Annotated in this window: 21 protein-coding genes and 3 pseudogenes; 18 read left to right on the top strand and 6 right to left on the bottom strand. The window is 66.3% G+C overall.

The window, feature by feature from the left end; all coding sequences use genetic code 11:
• Nucleotides 1–84: 84 nt before the first annotated feature.
• On the bottom strand, nt 85–525 hold the full coding sequence (locus tag ACICHK_RS00735) for a cation:proton antiporter (protein ID WP_406834982.1): 441 nt from the start codon (nt 523–525) through the stop codon (nt 85–87).
• Entirely contained in the window at nt 522–1,358 is an 837-nt protein-coding gene (locus tag ACICHK_RS00740) for a cation:proton antiporter (RefSeq protein ID WP_406834984.1), read from the bottom strand. Before ACICHK_RS00740 ends, ACICHK_RS00735 begins: the two co-directional genes overlap by 4 nt.
• A 741-nt stretch (nt 1,359–2,099) precedes the next feature.
• Here ACICHK_RS00740 and ACICHK_RS00745 point away from each other — a divergent pair.
• The 13 genes and pseudogenes from ACICHK_RS00745 to ACICHK_RS00805 all read left to right on the top strand — a co-directional run bounded on the left by ACICHK_RS00745 (nt 2,100) and on the right by ACICHK_RS00805 (nt 13,384).
• A pseudogene (locus tag ACICHK_RS00745) lies at nt 2,100–2,947 on the top strand (IS5 family transposase).
• A gap of 832 nt (nt 2,948–3,779) precedes the next feature.
• A complete protein-coding gene (locus ACICHK_RS00750) occupies nt 3,780–3,983 on the top strand; it encodes a hypothetical protein (protein WP_406834986.1) in 204 nt (67 codons plus the stop codon).
• A 574-nt stretch (nt 3,984–4,557) separates the two neighbouring features.
• Complete coding sequence (locus ACICHK_RS00755; protein ID WP_406834987.1) at nt 4,558–5,889, top strand: ATP-binding protein; 1,332 nt, start codon at nt 4,558–4,560, stop codon at nt 5,887–5,889.
• On the top strand, nt 5,889–6,308 hold the full coding sequence (locus ACICHK_RS00760; protein ID WP_406841128.1) for a roadblock/LC7 domain-containing protein: 420 nt from the start codon (nt 5,889–5,891) through the stop codon (nt 6,306–6,308). Before ACICHK_RS00755 ends, ACICHK_RS00760 begins: the two co-directional genes overlap by 1 nt.
• Before the next feature lie 38 nt (nt 6,309–6,346).
• The gene (locus ACICHK_RS00765) at nt 6,347–6,661 is read left to right on the top strand and encodes a DUF742 domain-containing protein (RefSeq protein WP_406834989.1); all 315 of its coding nucleotides are present in this window, start codon (nt 6,347–6,349) and stop codon (nt 6,659–6,661) included.
• Nucleotides 6,639–7,223, top strand: coding sequence for a GTP-binding protein (locus ACICHK_RS00770; RefSeq protein ID WP_406834991.1), 585 nt, complete (start codon nt 6,639–6,641; stop codon nt 7,221–7,223). The genes ACICHK_RS00765 and ACICHK_RS00770 overlap by 23 nt, the downstream gene beginning before the upstream one ends.
• A gap of 18 nt (nt 7,224–7,241) precedes the next feature.
• Nucleotides 7,242–8,678, top strand: coding sequence for a cytochrome P450 (locus ACICHK_RS00775; protein WP_406834993.1), 1,437 nt, complete (start codon nt 7,242–7,244; stop codon nt 8,676–8,678).
• A gap of 376 nt (nt 8,679–9,054) precedes the next feature.
• Complete coding sequence (locus ACICHK_RS00780; protein WP_406834995.1) at nt 9,055–9,330, top strand: transposase; 276 nt, start codon at nt 9,055–9,057, stop codon at nt 9,328–9,330.
• Between the two features lie 44 nt (nt 9,331–9,374).
• On the top strand, nt 9,375–9,764 hold the full coding sequence (locus ACICHK_RS00785; protein ID WP_406834997.1) for a hypothetical protein: 390 nt from the start codon (nt 9,375–9,377) through the stop codon (nt 9,762–9,764).
• A 396-nt stretch (nt 9,765–10,160) separates the two neighbouring features.
• Entirely contained in the window at nt 10,161–10,469 is a 309-nt protein-coding gene (locus tag ACICHK_RS00790; protein WP_406841129.1) for a transposase, read from the top strand.
• 574 nt (nt 10,470–11,043) lie between these two features.
• Nucleotides 11,044–11,868 (top strand): HAD family hydrolase, encoded by an 825-nt coding sequence (locus ACICHK_RS00795; RefSeq protein WP_406834999.1) that lies wholly within the window; start codon nt 11,044–11,046, stop codon nt 11,866–11,868.
• Nucleotides 11,869–12,245: 377 nt separating this feature from the next.
• Nucleotides 12,246–12,502: pseudogene (locus ACICHK_RS00800) on the top strand (IS21 family transposase); the annotation flags it as partial.
• 294 nt (nt 12,503–12,796) lie between these two features.
• A complete protein-coding gene (locus ACICHK_RS00805; protein WP_406841130.1) occupies nt 12,797–13,384 on the top strand; it encodes an SMI1/KNR4 family protein in 588 nt (195 codons plus the stop codon).
• 16 nt (nt 13,385–13,400) lie between these two features.
• Here ACICHK_RS00805 and ACICHK_RS00810 read toward each other — a convergent pair.
• A protein-coding gene (locus tag ACICHK_RS00810; protein ID WP_406835000.1) for an IS5 family transposase occupies nt 13,401–14,260 on the bottom strand; the annotation gives its coding sequence in 2 pieces (ribosomal slippage) (nt 13,401–13,909 and nt 13,909–14,260; 861 coding nt in all).
• 472 nt (nt 14,261–14,732) lie between these two features.
• Between ACICHK_RS00810 and ACICHK_RS00815 the strand changes: the two genes are divergently transcribed.
• The 3 genes from ACICHK_RS00815 to ACICHK_RS00825 all read left to right on the top strand — a co-directional run bounded on the left by ACICHK_RS00815 (nt 14,733) and on the right by ACICHK_RS00825 (nt 19,093).
• Nucleotides 14,733–15,515, top strand: coding sequence for a Tat pathway signal sequence domain protein (locus ACICHK_RS00815; RefSeq protein WP_406835002.1), 783 nt, complete (start codon nt 14,733–14,735; stop codon nt 15,513–15,515).
• 177 nt (nt 15,516–15,692) lie between these two features.
• Complete coding sequence (locus ACICHK_RS00820; protein WP_406835003.1) at nt 15,693–17,048, top strand: carbohydrate-binding protein; 1,356 nt, start codon at nt 15,693–15,695, stop codon at nt 17,046–17,048.
• 14 nt (nt 17,049–17,062) lie between these two features.
• A complete protein-coding gene (locus ACICHK_RS00825; RefSeq protein WP_406835005.1) occupies nt 17,063–19,093 on the top strand; it encodes a glycosyl hydrolase family 8 in 2,031 nt (676 codons plus the stop codon).
• Between the two features lie 51 nt (nt 19,094–19,144).
• Here ACICHK_RS00825 and ACICHK_RS00830 read toward each other — a convergent pair.
• Nucleotides 19,145–19,288 (bottom strand): annotated as a pseudogene (locus ACICHK_RS00830) (IS5/IS1182 family transposase); the annotation flags it as partial.
• A gap of 83 nt (nt 19,289–19,371) precedes the next feature.
• The gene (locus ACICHK_RS00835; protein WP_406835007.1) at nt 19,372–19,998 is read right to left on the bottom strand and encodes a transposase; all 627 of its coding nucleotides are present in this window, start codon (nt 19,996–19,998) and stop codon (nt 19,372–19,374) included.
• 279 nt (nt 19,999–20,277) lie between these two features.
• Between ACICHK_RS00835 and ACICHK_RS00840 the strand changes: the two genes are divergently transcribed.
• Both ACICHK_RS00840 and ACICHK_RS00845 read left to right on the top strand, forming a co-directional pair.
• Nucleotides 20,278–21,045: a hypothetical protein gene (locus ACICHK_RS00840; RefSeq protein ID WP_406835008.1), complete on the top strand. Its 768-nt coding sequence runs from the start codon at nt 20,278–20,280 to the stop codon at nt 21,043–21,045.
• A 34-nt stretch (nt 21,046–21,079) separates the two neighbouring features.
• Nucleotides 21,080–21,496 (top strand): hypothetical protein, encoded by a 417-nt coding sequence (locus ACICHK_RS00845; protein ID WP_406835009.1) that lies wholly within the window; start codon nt 21,080–21,082, stop codon nt 21,494–21,496.
• Nucleotides 21,497–21,579: 83 nt separating this feature from the next.
• Here ACICHK_RS00845 and ACICHK_RS00850 read toward each other — a convergent pair whose 3' ends face one another.
• Nucleotides 21,580–22,185: a GNAT family N-acetyltransferase gene (locus ACICHK_RS00850; RefSeq protein ID WP_406835010.1), complete on the bottom strand. Its 606-nt coding sequence runs from the start codon at nt 22,183–22,185 to the stop codon at nt 21,580–21,582.
• Between the last annotated feature and the right edge of the window lie 191 nt (nt 22,186–22,376).

A 22,376-nucleotide genomic window follows, 5' to 3' on the forward strand; every position in this document is an offset into this window, starting at 1 on the left:
GAATCGGCAGCCAGTCGTGTCACCAGCCTCCCCGAACAGCACAGCAACTGCACCAGGTTACGGGCGTGGCTCAGTGACACGATTTCATGGGTGAGCGGCAGAACGCGGGTGTCCGGTACCCCGCTGGGTTCGGCCATCCGCTGCCGGGTGCTGCCGGGAGCGGTGCAGAAGGGGCAGCGCGATCAAGGGGAAGAAGACCACGGAGAGCAGCCCGGCGGCGACCAGCGCGGACGCGTTCTCGGGCCGAATGACGTCCAGTTTCAGGCCGATGGTCGCCGCGGCCACTATGACTGGCAGTGATGTGGCCTGGAGCAGAGCGCCGGCCGCGACATCCGGCCAGGAGAGTCCGGCTGCGCGGTACAGCAGTGCCGGAAGGCCGCGGACCAGCAGCAACGCGGCCAGGAACATCGGCACCCGGAGGACGGTCCCGGCGTTCTCGAACAGGGCGCCGAGGTTGAACTGGATACCGCTTGTCACGAAGAACACAGGAACGAGGAATCCGTAGCCGAGGCCGGCGAGCTTCATGTGGAACCGGGGTGGGACCGTTCGGCGTCGGGGTCGACCAGCCGGAGGACGGCACCTGCGACGAAGGCGCCGAGGATGGCCTCGAAGCCCAGGTGGAGCGCCATCGCCGAGAGTCCGACGACCAGCAGCATCGCCAGCCGGATGCGGATCTGGGCACTGGTGTCGGCCAGCCGGTCGAGGGTGCCGGTCAGCCAGGCCCACTGTCCGATGCGTACGGATGCCGCGACGATGAGCGCCGAAATCCCGGCCAGGGCAAGGAGAAGGAGGATCTTCGAGCCCGCACCGGAGCTTCTTTCCGTGAAGAGCAGCGACAGAAGGATGACGGCTCCGACCTCGCCGGACGATGCGCCGCCGATCGTCAGCTGTCCCACCGGCTGGTCGATCGCTCCGGAGTCCTTGAGGATCGGGACCAGCAGACCGAGCGCCGTCGCCATGAGAGCAGTGCCGATCAGCAGGGGGTTCTCGACGAGTCCGGCGATGTGCATGAGCCAGCCGACCGCAGCCGCAAGGGCAGTCGAGGCGAACAGGCCGGTGCCGATCAGCTGCGCGCGGGGCCCGCGGAGCTGCTGGATGTCGATCTCCAGGCCGGCGAGGAACAGCAGGAAGCCCAGGCCGATGACCGACAGCATGTTGACGGCGGTGTCCGCCTTGACGACGTTCAGCACGGCCGGGCCGAGGACGATGCCCGCCAGGATTTCGAGCACCGCGCCGGGGAGGGGAAGCCGGGGGACTGTGGCGAGCAGAAGCGGCACACCGGCCGCTATGGCCAGCACGATCAGAAGGTTGTCGTAGCCCATGGGGACTCCAGTGGCGAGGGATGTGTGGTCCGTCAAGCCGACGTTCGTGGCGTGGACGCTCCCACGACAGCCGGGGCTGTTGCGCGGACGGGGACCCACCGTGCCGTGCGTGGTGCGTTTTGCGCGGCACCGTGGCGAAGCCGGGGTCCGGTGGATATTCCGCTGTGGAACGGGTGGGTGAATGTTGCCGCTTCCGGGTGGCGCGGGCCTGCGGCCGTTCGGGCTCGCACCGGAGCTGTTCCGGGTCCTGGGTTACGCCTGCGAACGCCCCTCCTTCTGCCGACCGTACGGCTGGTGTGACACGGTTCCCGGATCTGGCTCCCAAGATCCGGCGGCGTAGTCAGACTCTAGCAATTTTGCATTTCTGATGCATATTTAAAGAGTGTGATGCGTACCGCATGGGCAGTACCCTGCGGCCGCCGCGACAGTGAACCGTTGTCCGCTGGTTCGTGGTTTGTGCGTTCTGGGCGGGGTGGGCAAGACAGAAGAGAAAGAGAGTGAAGGTGGCGGGCGGGCGGCGAGAGGGATCCGAAGAAAACGTCGCGCAGCAGTCTGCGACAGGCGACCGTCTCGGCTCTGACTGTCCAGGGCTATGGCACGTCAGGCCCCGTAGCTGGCCTCTCATTGAGGGACCGTGTGCCGCTGCGCGTTCCCTGCTCTCGTTTGTAGACTGCGGTGGCTTCGACGACAGCATGGTGCCAACTGGGGTAGCCGCCCCCGTGCTCACGAGCGAGATCCGCCGCTAGGCAGTTTCGTTTGGATCAGGTGGTCGTTGGTCTGGGTGTGCCGTTAACAGATGCGCAGTGGGCGCGGATCGAGCCGTTGCTCCCGGACCGGACGCCGCAGCGGGGTGGTCGCTGGCGGGATCACCGAGAGGTGATCGACGCGATCGCGTTCAAGTTCCAGACCGGGACGCAGTGGGTCCACTTGCCGGACAGGTACGGCAAGTGGCGGGGTATCTACAACCGGTTGCGGATGTGGGCTGTGGACGGCACCTGGGAACGCGTCTTCACCGCGCTGATGGCCCAGGCCGATGCGGACGACGACCTGGCCTGGGCCGTGTCGGTGGACTCCACGATCGTGCGGGCTCACCAGCACGCTGCCGGGGCTCGCAAGGGGCCCCGGCCGGCGAACCCGCCGACCACGCCATCGGCAGGTCCCGCGGCGGGCTGACCACCAAGATCCACCTCGCGGCCGATTCCCGCTGCCGGCCCCTGGCGTTCGTCCTCACCGCCGGGCAGGCGGGTGATGCACCCGCTTTCACCGCCGTCATGGCCCGCCTGCGCGTTCCTCGGCGACGAGGCCGTCCGCGCACCAGACCGGACATGGTCCTGGCGGACAGGGCCTACTCGTCCCGCGCGATCCGCGACCATCTGCGCAGGCGCGGCATCCGGACGGTGATTCCGGTCCCGGCGGACCAGCGCGGCCACCGCCTCCGACGGGGCAGTCGGGGCGGCAGGCCGCCGGCCTTCGATCGCGAGATCTACAAGCAGCGCAACACCGTCGAACGGTGCATCAACCGCCTGAAGCAGTGGCGAGGCATCGCGACCCGCTACGAGAAGACCGCGACCATCTACCTGGCCGGACTCCACATCGCAGGCATCTTCCTATGGTCCGCCCGGTGATCCAAACGAAAGTCCCTAGGCCGCGGCGAGGCCCGCCAACCAGGCGCAGCTTGTCCAGAACAACCCCGACAGCCCGGTCCCGGACCTGGCGCCCAGAGCCCCCTCCACGGGCTCCTTGCCCGTCTCGCGGCCGCCGGCCAGAACCAAGTCGGGGCATTGCCCACGTCCTCCTGCCAGGCCGCCCAGAAAGCCTCCACGGCCTGCTGATCGAAATAGTGCCGACGATCCACGACACAAGCGCGCTTTGGTTGCCGCAACTGCGCAGGCTGTGTGCTCCGCTGGGCGTACCACCGCGCCACCGTCGAAACGGCCGCCCCCGTGTACTCGGCGATCCACTCACGGTGCCCGTCGAGAACGGTGAGTGGCTCGTCAGCCTGGGCGGCACGCGCGGCGGCGAACCCACTGCCAGTAATGAGGATTTTACCGAGTTCGCTCTCGGCCTGCGGCACCCGATCGTGGGCGAGCTCGTTGTCGGCGCCGAGCCTGTCACTGACGTGGTTTTGAGCCGGAGCACGCGCAAGCGCGCCGCTACTTCGAGAAGGCTCGCGCCTGGCTGGAGGGCTTCATCGTCCTGGGTGATGCCGTCGCCACCTACAACCCCGTGTACGGCCAGGGTATGTCAGTGGCAGCGTTGGGAGCGAAGGCGCTTCAAGCGGAATTGCAGAAGGGCGGCGCCGAAGCTCCTGGGCTCGTGCGCTGTGTCCAGCAGGCTGCGGCGAAACCCGCAGAGGCCGCCTGGGCGTTGAGTGTGTCTGTAGATCGACAGTTCCCGAACGTGGAAGGAAATCCGCCCAACTCTGTTGAGCCGGCTCTTGGCTGGTACGTACGCCGCATGACCAAGATGGCCACCACCTCCTACCGGGTGTCCTCCGCCAAGTGCGACGTGACCACGCTGCATAAGGACGCGCTCTGGCTGGTGCACCCCTCGCTCCTGCTCGCCACGCTGGCCGGGCCGGTCCTGCCGCCGCTGGAAGGGCCGCCGCTCACCGAGGCGGAACGCTTTTTCTTCGGCTCGTACGTTGCGACGGCCGGCTGAACAACGCCTCGCGAGAATGCGGGACGCACAGCTAGAGGAGCCGTCGCCGAGTGCTGTTCGGGCGCCCGGCGGCGGAGAGCGGTAACCAGCGATGGTTAGGCGACCTCACGGTCGACGGCGGCCCGCATGCTCGGTCGCCCCGCTCGGCGCCAATCGCACACCCAATACGCTCGTGGTGCGCGCACCGAGCCGCGCCAGGGTGTTCCTTGGAGCATCCCTCCCACTGACCGATCGCTGCGAACGAACGCACTCCGGCCACCACCGCCGAACAAGCAAACAGCAGCACGCTCCGTTAACCGGAGTTTCGCTGTATACGTGGTGGGCGCCGAGCGCATCGTTACGCTGCTGCGACCAGCGCAGTTCCTTGACCGCCGGGACTTTGAAATTGCCCTGATGACCGCATGTCTATCAGTGCAACTTATGTGCACGATTGGCCAGTTGACGGTCGGTCTCCCCTGTAAGAAAGAATCTACTGCGTCATCAACAGACGTGGCCCAAGCCCTGTGATGACACGCTTGCGTCCAACTGGGTCACGCCGCCTGAGGAATTGATGTCATTGCATACACACGCCGCGGTGTTCTGGGCCCTGGTGGTCGGTCTGCTTGTTGCCACGGGCGCCGCACTGCACTGGTGGCGCTCGGCCACGGCCGAGCGCAGACTCACCGCCGCACTGCAGCGGAGCCTAATCGACCGTGACGAAGAAGCCAGGCACCTGATAGATGCACGGCTGCCGGCGGCGGCTGAGGCCGCTTACAGCCGTGGTGTTCCGGTGCCGCCGCTGCTCAATTCCCGACTGCTGGAATCGCCGTTCGGTCGGAACCTTGACGCGGCGGCCGACGTGTTCGCCGCGTTTGTGGGGAGTGCGCGGTCCCGAGCCGACCGGGCCACCTATGCCTCACTGGCTTCCGCGATGAAGGCCGTGCAGGGGCTGGCTAACGAACAGCAGCGGGCGATCTCTGCCATGCAGGAGCGGCACGAGGATCCCGAGGTGCTCCAGGGCCTGCTGGAGGTCGACCACATGAACGCGCAGATCGGCCGCCGTGCCCAGGCGATCGCTGTGCTCTCGGGCTCGTGGCCCGGACGGCAGCGGGCCGCATCTCCCGTGCTGGCGGTAGTACGCGGAGCCACCTCCCGCATACGCGACTACCGTCGGGTGCACATTCGCGGCCAGGTCGATCTGGCTGTGGTCAGTCGCGCCGTCGAGCCCACCGTGCTGGCCGTCGCCGAGCTGCTGGACAACGCTGCCCGGCACTCCCAGCCCGACACTCCGGTCGAGGTGAGCATCCAGTCAGCGCACAACGGTGTCACCATCGTGATCGACGACTGCGGCGTCGGCATGCTTGAGGATGAGATGCGGCAGGCGGCCGAACTGTTCTCCGGAGAGCGCGGTGTGGACGTCACCCGGCTCGGCGACCCGCCTGCCTTCGGCCACGCGGTGATAGGACGGCTTGCCGCACGGTATGGCTTCAGGGCGTACGCCGACTCCGTGTCGCCGTTTGGCGGCCTGCGTGCGGCGATCTTCCTGCCCAGCGCTCTGCTCATCCCGGTCGACCAGTCCACCGACCGGGCGTCCGTGCAGGCCGCTCGTTTCCGGCGGGAGCGGCTTCCGGCTGCCACCGCGTCGCGGGCGACGGACCGGACATCTGCGGAGACGCCGGCTGCCCCTGTTCCATTGACCGAAGACGGTCTGCCGCAGCGCCGACGCCGCCGGCCTGCCGCTGCGGATTCCGCGGCGATTGCGTCGGAAGCCCCGCAGGTACCCGCAGTGCGGTCCGCCCGGCGCGACGCTGCGACACTCGGCGCCTTGCAGCGCGGCAGCCGGGCTGGACGTGGTGTCCCCACCCCTCGGATCGAGGAGCTGTCAGCCGACGGCGGACCCGGAGACACGGAAAGGCAGTCGCAGTGATGAACCACGACGGCACTCTCGACTGGATGCTGGACGAGGCCCTCGGCATGTCGGAGACACTGCATGCCATCCTGCTCAGCCGGGACGGCCTGCTGCGGGCCCGCTCCCAGGGTCTCGCCCTAGACCAGGCAGAACGTCAGGCGGCCGCACTGTGTGGAGTGGTCTCCATCAGCCGCAACACTGCGGGCTTTTGCGGTTACGCCGACGACGAACCCAACCCGCCGTGGCGGCAGACTCTGATCGAGTTCGACGACGCCTACGTGCTCGTGATCGCCGCAGGCGAAGGCTCCTACCTGGCTGTTTCGGCCACCGAGCGCGTGGACCTGGAAGCCTGTAGCTTCCGGATGCATCAGCTCGTCGAGCGTCTGGGCAAGGCCATGGGCAGTCCCACACGACAGGACGACGGCAGTCCGGCATGATGGCCCGGCGCCGGGACGACGCACTGGTCAGACCATACGTGGTCACCGACGGCCGGGCCGTGCCAAGCCGGAACACCTTAGATCTGGTCACCGTGGTCAGGTTTACCGGTGGCTCGCCCTCTGGCCTGCTTAGCCCCGAGAAACATGCCTTGCTGGCGTTGTGCAGAAGCGGCGCCCTCACTGTCGCAGAGGTCAGCGCCTTCCTGGCACTGCCGGTCAGCATCTGCAAGGTACTGATCGCCGACCTGGTGGACGAGCGCCTGCTCTCCACCTGCTCCCCCATTCCCCGGGCCGAGCGTCCGGATCGCGACCTCGTAGAGGAGGTACTCCGTGGTCTCCGCGCCCTCCGGTGATATCCGCTATCTGTCAGAATCCGTGCAACGGGCAATCAAAATCGTGGTGGCGGGTCCCTTCGGCGTCGGCAAGACGACGATGGTGCGCACGCTCTCAGAAATCAGCCCGCTGTCCACCGAAGAGACCATGACGCAGGCCAGCGCGGCCATCGATGACCTCGCCGGCATCAAGGACAAGACGACCACAACGGTCGCCATGGACTTCGGTCGTGTCACGCTCAACAAGCAATTGGTGCTCTATCTGTTCGGAGCCCCGGGGCAGTCTCGGTTCCAGCGTCTTTGGCAAGACCTCACCTACGGCGCCTTCGGTGCCCTGGTGCTCACCGACACCCGCCGCCTCGACCAGTCCTTCAACGCCATCGACCGGTTGGAGGAGGCAGGGCTGCCCTACGCGGTCGCCGTCAACGAATTCCCCGACTCGCCGACATACGACGAGGAGCGGCTGCGTAAGGCTCTCGACCTGCTACCCGAGACCCCACTGGTGATCTGCGACGCGCGCGATCGGATGTCGGCCACCAACGCGCTGATCAACCTTGCCGAACATCTCCTCACCCTCAGCTGACCTGGAGCCCCCTAAACCGTGACCGCCTCCTCCCGCTCCACCGAGTCGGCTGAACCGGACTCGACGCCATTGCCGGACTGCCCCGCTCACGCGGACGGCATCGGTACCGCCATTCCGCTGTACGGGCCGGAGTTCGCCGCCGATCCGGACACCGTCTACGCCCGGCTGCGCCGGCACGGCCCGGCCGCGCCGGTCGAGATGGCCCCAGGAATCCACGCCACGCTGGTCACCTCGTACGACACCGCGCTCAAGGTGCTGCGGAGCCCGCAGACCTTCTCCAAGGACTCCCGTCGGTGGCGGGCCAAAGCCGAAGGCGAAGTACCCCCCGACAGCCCGGTGGCTCCTCTGATGAGCTATCGGCCCAACGCCCGGCACGTTGATGGCGACGAGCACAAGCGGCTGCGCTCGGTCATCACCGAGAGCATGGACCGGGTGGACCCTCATGAACTGCGTCACTACATCGAGCAAGGCGCAGACGAATTGATCGACAGGTTCGCCCCGAGCGGTGAGGCGGACCTGCTGGGCGACTATGCGAAGCTTCTTCCACTGCTGGCCTTCCGGCACCTCTTCGGCTGTCCCGCCGAGATCGGGGACAGGATGGTCGCCGGTATGATCGGTCTCTTCGACGGCGCCGACGCGGGAAACGCCAACAAGATACTCAGTCAGGCCGCGATAGACCTCATCGCCCTCAAGCGGGAACGTCCCGGTTCCGACGTTGCTTCCTGGATGCTGTCCCACCCAGCGGAGCTCTCCGATGAGGAGGTCGCTCACCAACTGGCACTCGCCCTGGGAGCTGGCACCGAGCCGGAGCAAAACCTCATTGCGAACGCGCTGCTGCTGCTACTTGACGATGACCGGTTCGCGGGCAACCTGGCCGGCGGCAGCCTCCCTGTGGAGGATGCTCTCGACGAGGTGCTGTGGACCACCTACACCCCGCTGGCCAACTGGTCCGTTCACTTCCCCGTAAAGGACACCGAGTTGGACGGGGTGCGGCTGCGCGAGGGTGATCCGGTTGTGATCTCCTTCGCCGCCGCCAACACCGACCCGACGCGACCCACGAGCCACAGTGCCGGCAACCGCGCGCACCTCGCCTGGAGCGCCGGGCCGCATACCTGCCCCGCCAAGGGCCAGGCCCGGCTGATCGCCACCGTGGCCATCGAGAAGCTGCTGGACCGGCTGCCGGACCTGGAACTGGCCGCCCCAGCGAAGGAACTCCGCTGGCGCCCAGGCCCGTTCCACCGCGCACTAACAGCACTTCCGGTCCGCTTTCCCCCTTCCGCGACAACCGCCCCAACCATCGAGAACTCAGGAGCACATTCGTGGGCCTGCAGCCAACCTGCCCCTTCCGTCTCGACGCCTCAGGCAGAGACCTCCACGGGGAAGCTGCAAGGCTTCGCGACCTCGGCCCCGCGACGCGGGTCGAGCTTCCGGGCGGCGTGGAGGCGTGGTCGGTAACCAGTTTCGGTCTGCTGAAGAAACTGCTCAACGACCCGCGGGTCTCCAAGGACTCCTACCAGCACTGGCCCGCTTTCATCAACGGTGAGATATCCCGCGACTGGCCGCTTTTCCTCTGGGTCTCGGTGCGGAACATGTTCATCGCCTACGACGAGGACCACACGCGTCTGCGCAAGTTGGTCGCCAAGGCTTTCACCCCGCGCCGCACCGCGGCCATGCGGCCTCGGATCGAAGAAATCACCCACGATCTGCTGGACGCATTGGCCACCGGTCCGGTGGGCAAGCCCGTGGATCTGCGGGCGTCGTTCGCCCGGCGACTAGCGATCAAGGTGATTTGCGACCTGTTCGGCGTCCCTGAGGAGATGCACGACGAGCTGTGCCGCGCGGTGGACAGCGTCTTCAACTCTGCGGCGTCGACGGAGGAGGTCGCACAGAACTGCGACGGCGCAGGATCTTGCCTGTCATCTCCCGCAAGGGTCAGCACGACATCCAAGGTCTGGGCAGGCTGCGATACGTCGTGGAGCAGACCTTCGCCCTATTGCACCAGTTCAAGCGGCTCGCCATCCGCTGGGAACGTCGTCCGGATCTTCATGATGCCTTCGCCTCGCTCGCCTGCTCCCTCATCTGCTGGAGGAGGCTGAGGAAGAGGTAGCTTGATCGTCTTGCGGCAAGGACGAGGTTGGAAAGGCAGGACGAATGTCGGAGCAAGCGGTGAGGCCAAGTGAGCTCCTGGCCGAGGGCGAGGTCCGACTGCTGCGACGAGCTCTGGGCGAATGGGGCGGGCCGGCCCGGTGCAGTAACCAACTCGCCTTCGGCATGGGGTTCGCGGACGCTCACGATCTGCTCGATCAGTGCGGCCTCCTGAGCCGTGCTCTGGCTGACGATGATCCGATCAAGCCCATCGATTGGGCGCGGACTCTTCTGGCTACGGAGATCGTCTTCGTCAGCGACCTCGTCGGTTCAGGCGTCGAGTGGCAGACAACCACCGGGCTCAGTGACGAGGCCACGCTCCCAATCCTCCGAAGGATCCAGCGAAAGCTGGCCAGGACCGTGAGCGCGTACTACGGGAAACGCCCGGCCGCATAGCCAAGATCGTGTTACGAGCTCTTAGCCGCAACACGCCGAGGGCTCTGTCGTCGCAGCTTGCTCTGGTCGACGGCACCGGCAGCGTGGCTGAGGCTGGTGGGGGTGTAGCGAGGCCACGCGTGCGTGGTCGGTCGGCGTACCCGCCGTCGTGGCTGATTGTCGTCGGCTGAGGTTCAGTCGGGACATGTCGAAGGTACCGACCGTCGGTCGAGCGCGCCAAAGCTGGGCCGTCTCTGGGCCGTCCGAGGTTGCTCAACAGCGGCCAAGGACGACCAACGATGACGGTCAGGCGTACGAGCCCACCGTCCCTGAGCAGCGAAGACCCAGCTCACCAAGATCCCCGGTAAGACCCAGCAGTTCCTGCAATAGGTCGAGGACGCCAATCCGAACGGGGAGATCTGGGTCGTCACCGACAACCTGTCCAGCCACAACAACCTGTCCACCCGGACCTGGCTCGAGGACCACCCCCGCATCCACCACGCCTTCATCCCCGCTGGCGCCCGCTGGCTCAACCTCCAGGAAGGCTGGTGGCGCATCTTCCGCAAGACCGCCCTCGCCGGCCGCTCCTTCGCCAACCCCGACGACATCGCCTACGCCACCGCCCTCGCGACCAGCCAACTCAACTCCCGCGCGAAGCCATGGATCTGGGGCAGACCGGCACCACCAACCCGACAACTACGACGCCGATATATGTACAGAGTTTGAGGAATCCAGCACTAGAGATCGCAAGAGGCAACGCCCGGCCTTGACGGCTCAAAGGTGTTCGAAGAGGCCTGCATGAACCAGTTTGAACATCTACGAGGGGAATCCTGGGCAACGGCTCGCCCCGATCAGCATGCACGAGCTGCTGCCCAGAATATGGAGATCTCCTACCTACCGGCCTCAGGGAAACCTGTGAAGACGGGCATGCCGAGATCAACCAGCTGTGGCCGGCCGTCGATGGGTGTGCGCTTGAGGCTGTGCAGCTTGGCGTTGGGTGGTGGGGTAGGTAGTGGTGTCCGAGTGGCTACTCCAGGTCGGCTACCTCACCGGGCAGGTACTACCCCACTGCGATGTCGCGCAATGAGCACCGTCCATCCTGTTGCCGCCGATGACCGTACTACAGCGTGATAGCGGGCAGGACGTGGTGGTTGAGTAGGCGCCACGCAGGGACTGACCAATATCACGGTCAGCCCGTAGCCAGCCCTGCCGCCGGGCGCCCCCGGCACCGTCACACCATCCCGGCACACCCGGGGTGGCGCGTGCGCGTTCATCCGTACAAACGTGAGGATCTTCGCGAATGACTCCCGTACCGTTCCGCCCTCCCCGTCTTGTCGCCACCGATCTCGACGGCACCGTCGTACGTCCCGACGGCACTGTCTCTCCCCGTACCGCAGCCGCTTTCACGCGGCTCGCCGACGCGGGCACCGAACTCGTCTTCGTCACGGGCCGCCCGCCCCGGCTGATGGAGCCCATCGCCGAGGCCTTCCCCGGGCAGGCAATGGCCATTTGCTCTAACGGCGCCTTCGTCTACGATCTGGCCGCCCGAACCGTGACGCGCGAGCGCGCCATCGGCACCGACATCCTCGAGGAGGCGGCCCGCCGGCTGCGCGCCGCCGTCCCCGGGATCGGCCTCGCCGTGGAGTACGCCCACGAGATGGCTGCCGACGAGGTATACGAACCCTGGGACTGGGACGCCGACACCGTCGTGCACCGTCTGGACGAGGCGGCACTGTGGAGCCGTCCCGCGCCGAAACTCGTCGGCCGCCATCCGGTGCTGACGGAGGACGAGCTCGTCGCACTCGCCCGCCCCGCGATCGGGGATCTCGTGACGGTCTACCACGCCAATGGCCTTCGCCTGGTGGAGGCCATCGCTCGCGAGGTGAGCAAGGCCCATGCCCTGGCCGAGTACGCCACCGGCCTCGGTGTGCTCCCCGAAGAGATCGCCGCCTTCGGTGACATGCCCAACGATCTGCCCATGCTCGACTGGGCCGGCACCTCCTACGCCGTGGCTAACGCCCACCCCACCGTGCTGGCAGCCGCCGACCACGTCATCCCGTCGGTCCACGCCGACGGCGTGGCTCAGACGCTCGAAGATCTCTTCCCGGCCGTGCTGCCACGGTGAGACGTGACGAAGCGCCGGGCGCCGGAACCGACCGGCCCCGGCGCCCGGCGCGATCCCGCTCAGCTCATGCGGACGGCCTTCGCCCTTGCACGGCATGTCCGGTCCCAGCCCGCGGGCGAGGGCGAGTTCGTACGCCAGGAGCTGACGCGGCAGGAGCTCCGGCAGCGGCAGCAGCTTGTCCGGCGCCGCGCAGACCGAGAAGGCGAACTCGCGGCCAGCGGCCTTGACCTGCCATACGCCCCGTACCACGGCGAGGTCCGCGTCGGCCGTGCAACCGGGCGAGGACGGGGGCCGACGCCTCGCCCACCAGGCCGGGCGGCACGACCGCGACGACTGGTGCGTCCTGGTCCAGATGTCTTTCGGCGAGGGTCGAGCGGGTGAAGAACAGCAGTGAGATTGTGGGGATCCCGGAGGCGTACGACCTCACGGCGAGTTACCGTGCTGCGGACGAGCTGGCCGAGTGCGACCACCATGCGGTTGCCCGGCAGGTGAAGATGCAGCCCAGGGGCGGAATCTGGAACAGCGCCGTCCCCGATCTCGTGCGATCGACGACTATCTGCCGAAGATCGAGGAACTGCTGGTCCGCTCGGACGGCCGGGTCCGCGCGGACGTGGTCTGCAAGAGGATCGCCGCCGCGATGGCCTTCCCGGCACTGAACGAGCAGATCATGCAGGGGGAGTTCGCGTTCCGAATGCACGACGCCTTCGGCGATGGGCCGGTGTTCGCCCTTCTCAGTTCGGCCGCGGCGGAAGGTGGTCACGGCCTTCTTGATCGAGTCATCGTTCGCCTCCGCTCTGGTACGGCCGACACATCCGCCGACTAGGTGCTGTCTCTTTGGCTCGTGCTATGAGTCGGATGCGTTTGAGGTCGGTCAGTGGCTCGACGTGGCTGACCGCGTGAGCGCCGATGGATGATGTTCCGCATGATGATGCGACCTCCTCGCCGAGGCATAGATCCTGTCGTGCCGCCGGTCGCGACGTCCTGGCGCCGCATCGACGCCTGGTTGTCCCGACACGCGTCGAAGGCTCTGACAGACCTCAGGCCCCCGGCTTCGTGGCAGTCCATTCAGGAAGCCGAGGCACGCTTGGGGTTCCCGCTTCCTGTGGATCTCCGCGAGTCGCTGCGGTGCCACGACGGAGATACATCCCTGCTGGGTGTGCTTCCCTGCCGAAAGCTGTATTCGGTGTCGGAGATCATCGAGGTCCGCGAGATGCGGATGGAGATATGGGAACCGGACGACCCGGACCAGGCGGAAACGCCCTGGTGGGGAGCGAGGTGGGTCCCCATCTCCGGAGGTGACGGAGACGACCACTTCATCGATGCCGGGGAAGGGATGTGGCGCAACCACCTCGGCGATGCTGTTCACGATGACCAGGCATGCTTTCTGGGCTGGCCCAGCCTGGGGTCATGGCTCCACGAAGTGGCGGAATCCATGGAGCATCACAGCCAATCCTGGTTCGGCGCGGTGACCGCCCCCAAGGTCGACAGCAGCGGGGACATCGACTGGTGGGACTGACTCCTTGCCTCATTGATCACCTTCGCACCCGGATGAGAATGCTCGCGAGGTGGAGTGCTGCCTGGTAGACGATCGCGAGCTTGTCGGTTCGCATGGCCAGGCCGCGCCACTGCTTGAAGCGGTTGATGCATCGTTCGACTGTGTTGCGCTGCTTGTATGCTCCGACGTCGAAAGCGGGCGGGCGGCCGCCGGCCCGGCCGCGGCGGAGACGGTGGCCCACATGGTCGGTGGGCTGAGGGATGACGGCACGTATGCCGCGCCGGCGAAGGTGGCTCCTGATAGCGCGGGATGAATAAGCGCGGTTCGCCAGGACGGCATCCGGCCGCGTCCTCGGCCTCCCCGGCCCACTTCGTGGAACGCGGATGCTGGCCATGACGGCCTCAAAGACCGGAGCGTCACCTGCCTGACCCGCGGTGACGCGGACGGCCAGCGGCCGCGCCTGGCTGTCGCTGACCAAGTGGACCTTCGTGCTCAAGCCGCCTGGGGAGCGTCCCAACGCGTGGTCTTCGGGTTCGGCCCGGCCCGGCGCCCCCTTTTCCAGGCACCGGCAGCGTGCTGGTGGGCTCGGCAGACGGTGGAGTCCACCGACACGGTCCAGCCGATGTCGTCAACGTTATCGGCCGCTGCCAAGAGCGCGACGAAGATCCGTTCCCAGGTGCCGTCCACGGCCCACCTGAGCAGCCGTTTGTGAGCGGTCTGGAACGAGCCGAGCTCGTCCGGCAAGTCTCGCCAGGGTGAGCCGGTGCGGTACTTCCACGCGATGGCTTCAAGGGTTCGACGATGGTCGGCCCACCGCCGTCCACGGACCGGATCGGCCGACATCAGCGGCTCGATCCGGTCCCACATCACATCAGTGATCACTAACCGGACGGACACATCCGATCAACCGACCAACCGATCAAAGAGACACGGCCTAGGGCGAGGGTCGCGGTAAGTGCTGCAGCGAGTGCTCTCAGCCTGATGGTGCGGTGTCCTGTGTGCAACAGTGCCCGTCCCGGAGGCCCAACGTTCATGCGCACCGTTCGCAGGACGTGAGGAGAGACGGTCACCGGATTGGGCTCGGGCAGCTGAGAGCCACCCACTGGTCAGGAACGTTCTCTAAACCGTGCGCGGACAGTGGAATTACGCATGTGGGGACGCGTCAAGAGCCTTGCTCAAACTGCCGTGACGCCGACGTTACTGTTCCGCAAGTCAGCTGCCTCCTGCGCTAGTTAACCGAAATGCAGTTGCAAGAAAATCGGTCCAGACCATTGACCGCACCCTGTCGCATCGAGATGCTGTACCGCGCCATTGAGCGCAATGGTGAACCATGTCCAAGTACATGAACATCCCTTCAGGAGGAGCAGCCATGAACACCAGCCGCAGGTCAGTGCTGGGTGCGGCCCTGGGTGGTGCGGTCGCCGCCAGTGTCGGCGTTTCCGCAACTCCCGCGAGCGCCGCATCCTGGGTGCTGAAATGGTCCCCGTCCGCATACACCGACGGACTGAACGCCTTCGAGACGGTCGAGGACGACCGAGCGGACTCGCACCCGGCCGGCCAGCCGCACATCTACCCGGAGAGCGAGCACTGGCGCTTCAACATGCACATGGTGGATCGGGACACCATGACCGACCGTCAGCGTCAGGAGGTTACCGGTCTGCGCACGCCCTCCGGCTACCTGCAGTGGCTGCCGGGGCAGACCTGGCGGGTGACGTATTCGATGTACATCCCGAGCTCGCTGAAGGCCACGACGACTTTCACGCACATCATGCAGATGAAGGAGCCCGGCAGTGGCAGTTCGCCGATCGTGGTGCAGTCTCTGCGTCGGGTCGACGGCGCCCAGACCATCGAACTCCAGCTGCCGATCTCCGGGATCATGGTCGGCCGTACCTCGCTGGACCCGCTGCACGACGCGTGGACCGACGTCGACTTCCAGATCAAGGTCGGTGACGGTACGTCCGGCTCGGTGCGCTGGATCCTCAAGAAGAGCGGCACGACCCTGATCGACAAGGCACGCACGGGCGTCGACACCTTCCTGGCCGACCGGGTGCGCCCCAAGTGGGGCATCTACCGCAGCCTCGGCGACACTTCGGGCTCACTCCAGGACACTCACCTGCTGCTCAGGAACTTCCGGGGCTACCAACTCCTCTGAGCGCACAGCCGGAAGACGCACAGACCCCGCAGCACCCACATTCTTCAAAATCAAGCCGACGCATGCCTATTGAATGTTAGGAAACTTTCCTAACATGCCGTTCGCACCTCTCGAACCGGCTCTCCCGGAGGTTGACCCGTGAACCACCCCGCTCACAGACGCCTTCCCCACCCCGGCATGATCCTGACCGCCTTGTGCGGTCTGCTGCTGTCCCTGCTGTTCACCGCACCCCCGTCGTCCCACGCCGCCACCACCTCTACCGACTACCAGGCGGAGGACGCGACGATCGCTCAGGGCACGGTGGCGACGAACCACACCGGCTACACCGGATCCGGATTCGTCGACTACGCCAACACCACCGGTTCGTATGTGGAGTTCACGGTCGACGCCACCACCACCGGCACCGCGACCCTGACCTTCCGCTACGCCAACGGCTCCACCGTCGACCGCCCGGTGAACATCTCCGTCAACGGCACGGTCGTGGTATCGAACCTCTCCCTCGCGCCCACAGCAAACTGGGACACCTGGGCCACCAGGACGGCGACCGTCACCTTGAACGCGGGCGCCAACAAGGTTCGCGCCACCGCGACTACCGCGAATGGCGGCCCTAACCTCGACAGGCTCAGCACCGGCACGACGGCCCTCTCACCGGGCATGGCGGTGGCCCCCTACGAGTACTTCGGCTGGGGCAACCCGCAGAGCCCGACCAGCGTGATGTCCGCGACCGGCGTCAAATGGTTCACCCTCGCCTTCATCCTCTCCGACGGCACCTGCAATCCGGCCTGGGACGGCTCACGCCCGCTGACCGGCGGGGACGACCAATCAAAGATCAACGCGATCCGGTCGGTCGGCGGTGACGTCATCGCGTCCATCGGCGGCTGGAGCGGCAACAAGCTCGGCGAGAAGTGCACCAGCGCCTCGGCACTCGCGGGCGCCTACCAGAAGGTCGTCAACGCATACGGCCTGAAGGTCATCGACATCGACATCGAGAACACCGAGTGGGCCAGCGCCACAGCCCGCCAACGCGTCGTCGACGCACTGAAGATCATCAAGACCAACAACCCCGGCATCAAAACCATCATCACCTTCGGCACCGCCACCTCCGGCCCGGACTCCACCGGCGTCGACATGATCAACCGGGCGGCCACCTCCGGTCTGGCCAACGACATCTGGTGCATCATGCCGTTCGACTTCGGCGGCGGCACCACCAACATGGGCACGCTGACCACCCAGGCGATGGAGGGCCTCAAGGCCCGCGTCCAGTCCGCGTACGGCTACAGCGACTCGACCACCTACGGGCACCTCGGACTGTCTTCCATGAACGGCAAGACCGACGACGCCGGTGAACTGGTCCGCCTCTCCGACTTCCAGACGATGCTCGCCTATGCCCAGCAGCACCACATCGCCCGCCTCACCTACTGGTCCGTCAACCGCGACCGACCGTGCACCACCGGGTCCGACGGGGACTCCTGCAGCGGTGTGTCGCAGCAGCAGTACGACTACCTCAAGGTCTTCGTCCAGTACACGGGCTGAGAAAGGGCGCTGTCATGAAGAGAACACTCAACGGGACCACTCTGTCCTGGTGCACCGCCCTCGCGCTCGTCGTGCCGTTACTCGGCTGGGCAGGCGGCGGCACGGCGCAGGCCACGACCCTGCGATACGAGGCGGAGAACGGCACGATCTCCTCCGGGACGGTGGCGACGAACCATCTCAACCACTCCGGCACCGGATTCATCGACACGACCAACGCCAGCGGTATCAAAGTTGAGTTGACGGTGAACGCGACCACGTCCGGAACCGGTTCGTTCACGATTCGCTACGCCAACGGCTCGACGAACGACCGCCCGATGAATGTCTCTATCAACGGCACCGTCGTCGCCTCGAACGTGTCCTTCCCGCCGACCGGGAGCTGGGACACCTGGGCGACGAAAACGGTGACAGGACCCGTCACCGCGGGCACCGACACGCTGCGGCTGACGGCCACCAAGGCCGACGGCACCCCGAACCTGGACTACGTCGACGTCGACGTTACAGCCGCCGACTACCAGGCCGAGGACGCGACGCTCTCGCAGGGCACAGTCGCCGCGAACCACACCGGCTACACCGGCACCGGGTTCGTCGACTACACCAATGTCGCGGGCTCGTACGTGCAGTTCACCGTGAACGCCTCCACCGCCGGCCAGACGAGTCTGCAGTTCCGGTACGCCAACGGCTCGACCGCCGATCGACCGATGAACATTTCCGTCAACGGCACCGTCGTTGCGTCGGGCGTGTCCTTCGCACCTACCGCGAACTGGGACACCTGGGCGACAAAGACCGTCAACGCCACGCTCAACGCCGGTACGAACACCGTCCGCGCCACCGCAACCGCCGTGGCGGGCGGCCCCAACCTCGACAAGCTCGCGGTCGGGGCACCAGCCACCGGCAGCCCCGCCGTCCCCTTCGGCAGTCACGCATTTCCTTACGCCTCGGGCACCTTGAAGCCGAGCGGCACCCAGTCGACGCTCGACCAGGCCGTGATCAGCAAATACAACGCCTGGAAGGCCGCGTTCGTCAAACAGAACTGCGGCAACGGCTGGTACGAGGTCCTCTCCCCCGACGCCGACCACCCCTACGTCGCCGAGGGCCAGGGCTACGGCATGGTCGTCACCGCCCTGATGGCCGGCGCCGACCCGGACGCCAAGAAGATCTTCGACGGCATGGTCAAGTACATGCTGGCCCACCCCTCCGTGCACAACTCCGACTTGCTGGCCGCCGAACAGGACGCGTCCTGCACGAGCGTCGACGGATCGGACTCGGCAACGGACGGCGATCTCGACGTGGCGTACGGCCTGCTACTCGCGGACAAGCAATGGGGCAGCGCGGGCACTTACGACTACAAGACTCTCGCCGTCAAACACATCAACGCCATCAAGGCGAACGAGATCAACACAAGCACACACCTGCTCAAGCTCGGCGACTGGTCCACCTCCGGCGACCAGTACTACTACATCACCCGCTCCTCGGACTGGATGATCGACCACTTCCGAGCCTTCAGGCGGGCCACCGGCGACACCGCCTGGGACACCGTCCGCACCGCCCACCAGAACCTGATTACCTCGCAGCAGACCAACTACGCCCCCACGACCGGTCTGTTGGCGGACTTCGTCGTCAGCACCAACACCACACCGAAACCCGCGAGCGGCCAGGTACTGGAGAGCCCCAACGACGGCGACTACGGCTGGAACGCCTGCCGCGACCCGTGGCGCATCGGCACCGACGCCGTCACCAGCGGCGACAGCTCCTCCCTCGCCTCCGCACGCAAGCTCAACTCCTGGATCAAGGCGAAGACCGGTGGCAATCCCGACACCATTCTCACCGGCTACCACCTCAACGGATCGGCATTCGACACCGGGCACGACATGGCGTTCACCGCGCCGTTCGTCGTGACCGCGCTCACCGATCCCGGATCCCAGGCGTGGCTCGACGCCCTGTGGAACAAACTCGCGGGCACAGCGATCAACTCTTCGCTGTACTACGGCGGCAGCGTCCAGCTCCAGTCGATGATCGTCGCATCCGGGAACTACTGGGTTCCCTGACGCACCCCCTAGGAGGCGCTGTAGCGGACTCAGGCCCGGTACAGCGCCTCGCTTGCCGGGCCGTCGGCATCGCGGCCCGCGACGGGAACGGGTGGGCGGAATGCCGCGGACCAGCGGGATGAGGGCCTGGCTGTCGTGGAGGTTGGCGGCGGAGATGCCGATGGACAGGGGCAGGCCCTGACGGTCCACGATGAGGATGCTGATCGGAAAATCGATGTGCGGCAGGGCAAGCGGCAGCATCCGGGCCGCTTGCGGACTGGATGACGGTGTCGGGGCGGTCAGGCTGATGCCGGGCTGAGCGCGACTTGGTGGCCGAGGGCTTGGAGCTGGCGGACGAGATCGCGGGTCTTGCGGGCGGGGTCGAGATGGCGGCGGTGCCAGTCGGCACCGAGCTCCTGGTAGGAGGCGTCCGGGTCGCCGATCAGGTGCCAGGCGATGACGAGTATCGAGCGGGCGACAGCGACCAGGGCTTTGGCGTGGCCGCGGCGTTTGACGATGCGGCGGTAGCGGGCGCCGAGGAAGGTATCGGTGCGGGCGGCGGCGTTGGCGGCCTCGTCGAGGGCGCCCTTGAGCCAGGGGTTGCCCTTCCCGGCCGGCCCCGAGGTGTTCTTCGCTCCGGACTGGATCGTGAGGGGGCACATCTTGGCCCACGAGACGAGGTGTTCCGGGGTGGGGAAGCGGCTCATGTCCGCGCCGATCTCGGCGAGGATGTTCTGCGCGATGGTCGGCCCGATCCCGGGAACGGCGTCCAGCTTCTGGGCCAGAGTCCGTGCACTGACCCCGGCGACTTCGTCCCTGGCGACTGTGCTGCCTGGTGGAGTGGTGATCTCCTCCAGCGTCCGAGTGATCAGACGGTCGAGTTCGCCGATCTGTGTGGTGAGGTGGTCGACGGTGGACAGCAGCACCCGCAGCAGCCGGGCGTGCGCCGGTCACCAGAGCCCCATGAGTTTGTAGGGCGGCCGCTGCAACGTGATGCGCAGGTTGGCGAACCTCGACTCGACGAAGGGCTCGGGCTGTACCGTCATTGCGCAGTGCTCGGCCGGGCAATTGCTGTACACGGGCTGCTTGTCGGGTGCCACCGGCCGAGTGGCTGTCTTCGCGGCCCGAGGTATCTGACCTGTGGTTCGGGAAGCTCAGTCCGAATCCGGTCGTGTTCAGCCAGGCAGGGGGACAGAATCACTGCCATGTCAGAAACCTCCTGGGTCGCCCTAGGCTCGATCGGCACCATCTTGGCGTTCGGCGTCGTCGCATGGCAGGGATACCTCACCCGTCAAACACTTAAGGTCAGCCAGCTCATGACCGTCGACGCCATCCGCAGCCGACTCGACTCGCAAGCCCCGAAAGTCACCCTCAAACTCAGTCCCCCTCCATGGGAGCCGCTCGCGGCAACCAACATGGGGATGCCGATCAACCCCTGGCCGACAGGACATACCTGGCACTTCCCTGCAGAGCAGGAGGGCTCCAACCGCGTCGTCCTGCAGCAGATCCTGGTCCTGGAGAACCTCAGCGACCGGCGTGTGCAGGCCCGATTCGATGGGGACCTGGTCGTGGCCGATGCAGACCGGCGGCCTGCTGCGGCCGGCGTCATCCTCCTGGAGCCCGGCGAGGTGAGCCGAGACGTTTACCTGCAGCGCGAGTTCACCATCAAGGAGCTCTCGGAGAACTACACAGCGAAGCAAGTCGGCCAGGAGCTGCCGCACAGGGTGGTCGGTACGGTGACTGTGGAGGACGACCGGGACAACGGCTGCACGGACCGCTGGGACTTGGTGCTGACCGGCTGCCCGGTCGAACCGGTACCGGACCGGGAGGGCCTGTGGATGATCGCGCCCTTCCACCTGACTGAGGGCTCCGGACTGCGCACTTTGACGTACAGCCTGCTACCGTCGCGTCAGCGCATCCACTGGATCTCACGGACAAGGGGGATCCAGCTTCCCTCTCCGGAAACCGCATGATCCCGGGAGATGAGTGGGCTTCTACGATGGGGGCGTGAATCTCGACGGCCTCGCGGTCTCAACTCAGTTCCGCAATAACGGAATTACTTTTGAAGAGTTCCGCTCGAATCCCGTGATCGCATCACTCCATTGGCCCGACGATGTCTTCGAGCAGTTCCTCTACGACCACGGCGACTACGGACACTTCATGCGTGACTACAAGAGCGTCGACTTGCGCCGGGTCGTGTGGGGGATTGAAGAGATTGGTGCCGAAGAACTGAGCGAGATGCCGACCGGCGCATCGGAAACCGGCTGCACCGAGGAGTACGCCGCCAATCCGGATCACTGGCTCGGTGTCCGCCGCCCGGAGATCACCCGGCACCACGACCCAGCCGGACCATCAGCGCCCCGCACTCCTCCACCAGCCTGCGCTCCAGCACACTCCTCACCACAGCACCGGCTCCCTGAATAGGCCGGCCGCGGCCGTTCCTGGATAACGGCATATCGACGAGTTCGGGGGCTCACGCTCGATCTGGTCCTTAACGCTCTTGAGGTTCATCGGTCCCGGCTCCCGCCACGACAGCGCGAAGTCGCTTCTTGTCGATGCTGGTACCAGCAGGCGTCGATCTCACGTCCGTCGCCCAGCGTGAAGCGCGGCGGTCCCGACACAGGAGTAAAGCCGGCTGCCTCGAGTGCTTCTCGAGAGGCCTTGTTCGTAGGTTCCGCGCCCGCGCGTACGACGTTCAAGCCCAGATGCCGGTGACCGAGCTGAACGGCCGCACGGAACAGTTCGATGCCCAGTCCCTGCCGACGGTAGGCCGGGGCCAGCCAGCCGCCGATCTCGCCGGATTCCAGGTTGATGCTCGTCGCGCCCGCATACCGGCCGTCGGCCCTGTGCACGGCGGTCAGCTGAACGAAGCGATCGGAGCCGAGCTCGAGCTTCCTCATCATCTTCAAGCGGTCGCGCGCCTCGAACCCTGATAGGTCGTCATCCGCGCGCATGGACAAGAACAACTCTCGCGTGTCCTCGTTCTGCACGAGCTCGTCGCTTCTGGACCCCAGCCAGCGCTGCGCCTCGGCGTCAGATCCCGCTGCGGCAGAAGCCATGAAATCCAGGGCAATGAGCGGCGTGTAGAGCAGCAACCGCTCGCTGCGCAACACGTGCCGGCCCGCACCGCACTTCCCGCGTACAGGTGGGTGAAGCGGTTCCGCAGACCGGCGAAACAGTGGTTTCCACATCATGCCCCACCCCCGGAAGAAGACCGCTGACCTGCTACTCCAGCACAGCGCGATGGCCGAATATAGCTCGTGCCTGCAGACACCTGTGAGCCTGGGTGTCGGCGCTGAGTGAA

Origin of the sequence: Streptomyces sp. AHU1 (assembly GCF_045343905.1) — a bacterium.
In the GTDB taxonomy this organism is placed as follows: Bacteria; Actinomycetota; Actinomycetes; order Streptomycetales; family Streptomycetaceae; genus Streptomyces; species Streptomyces triticiradicis.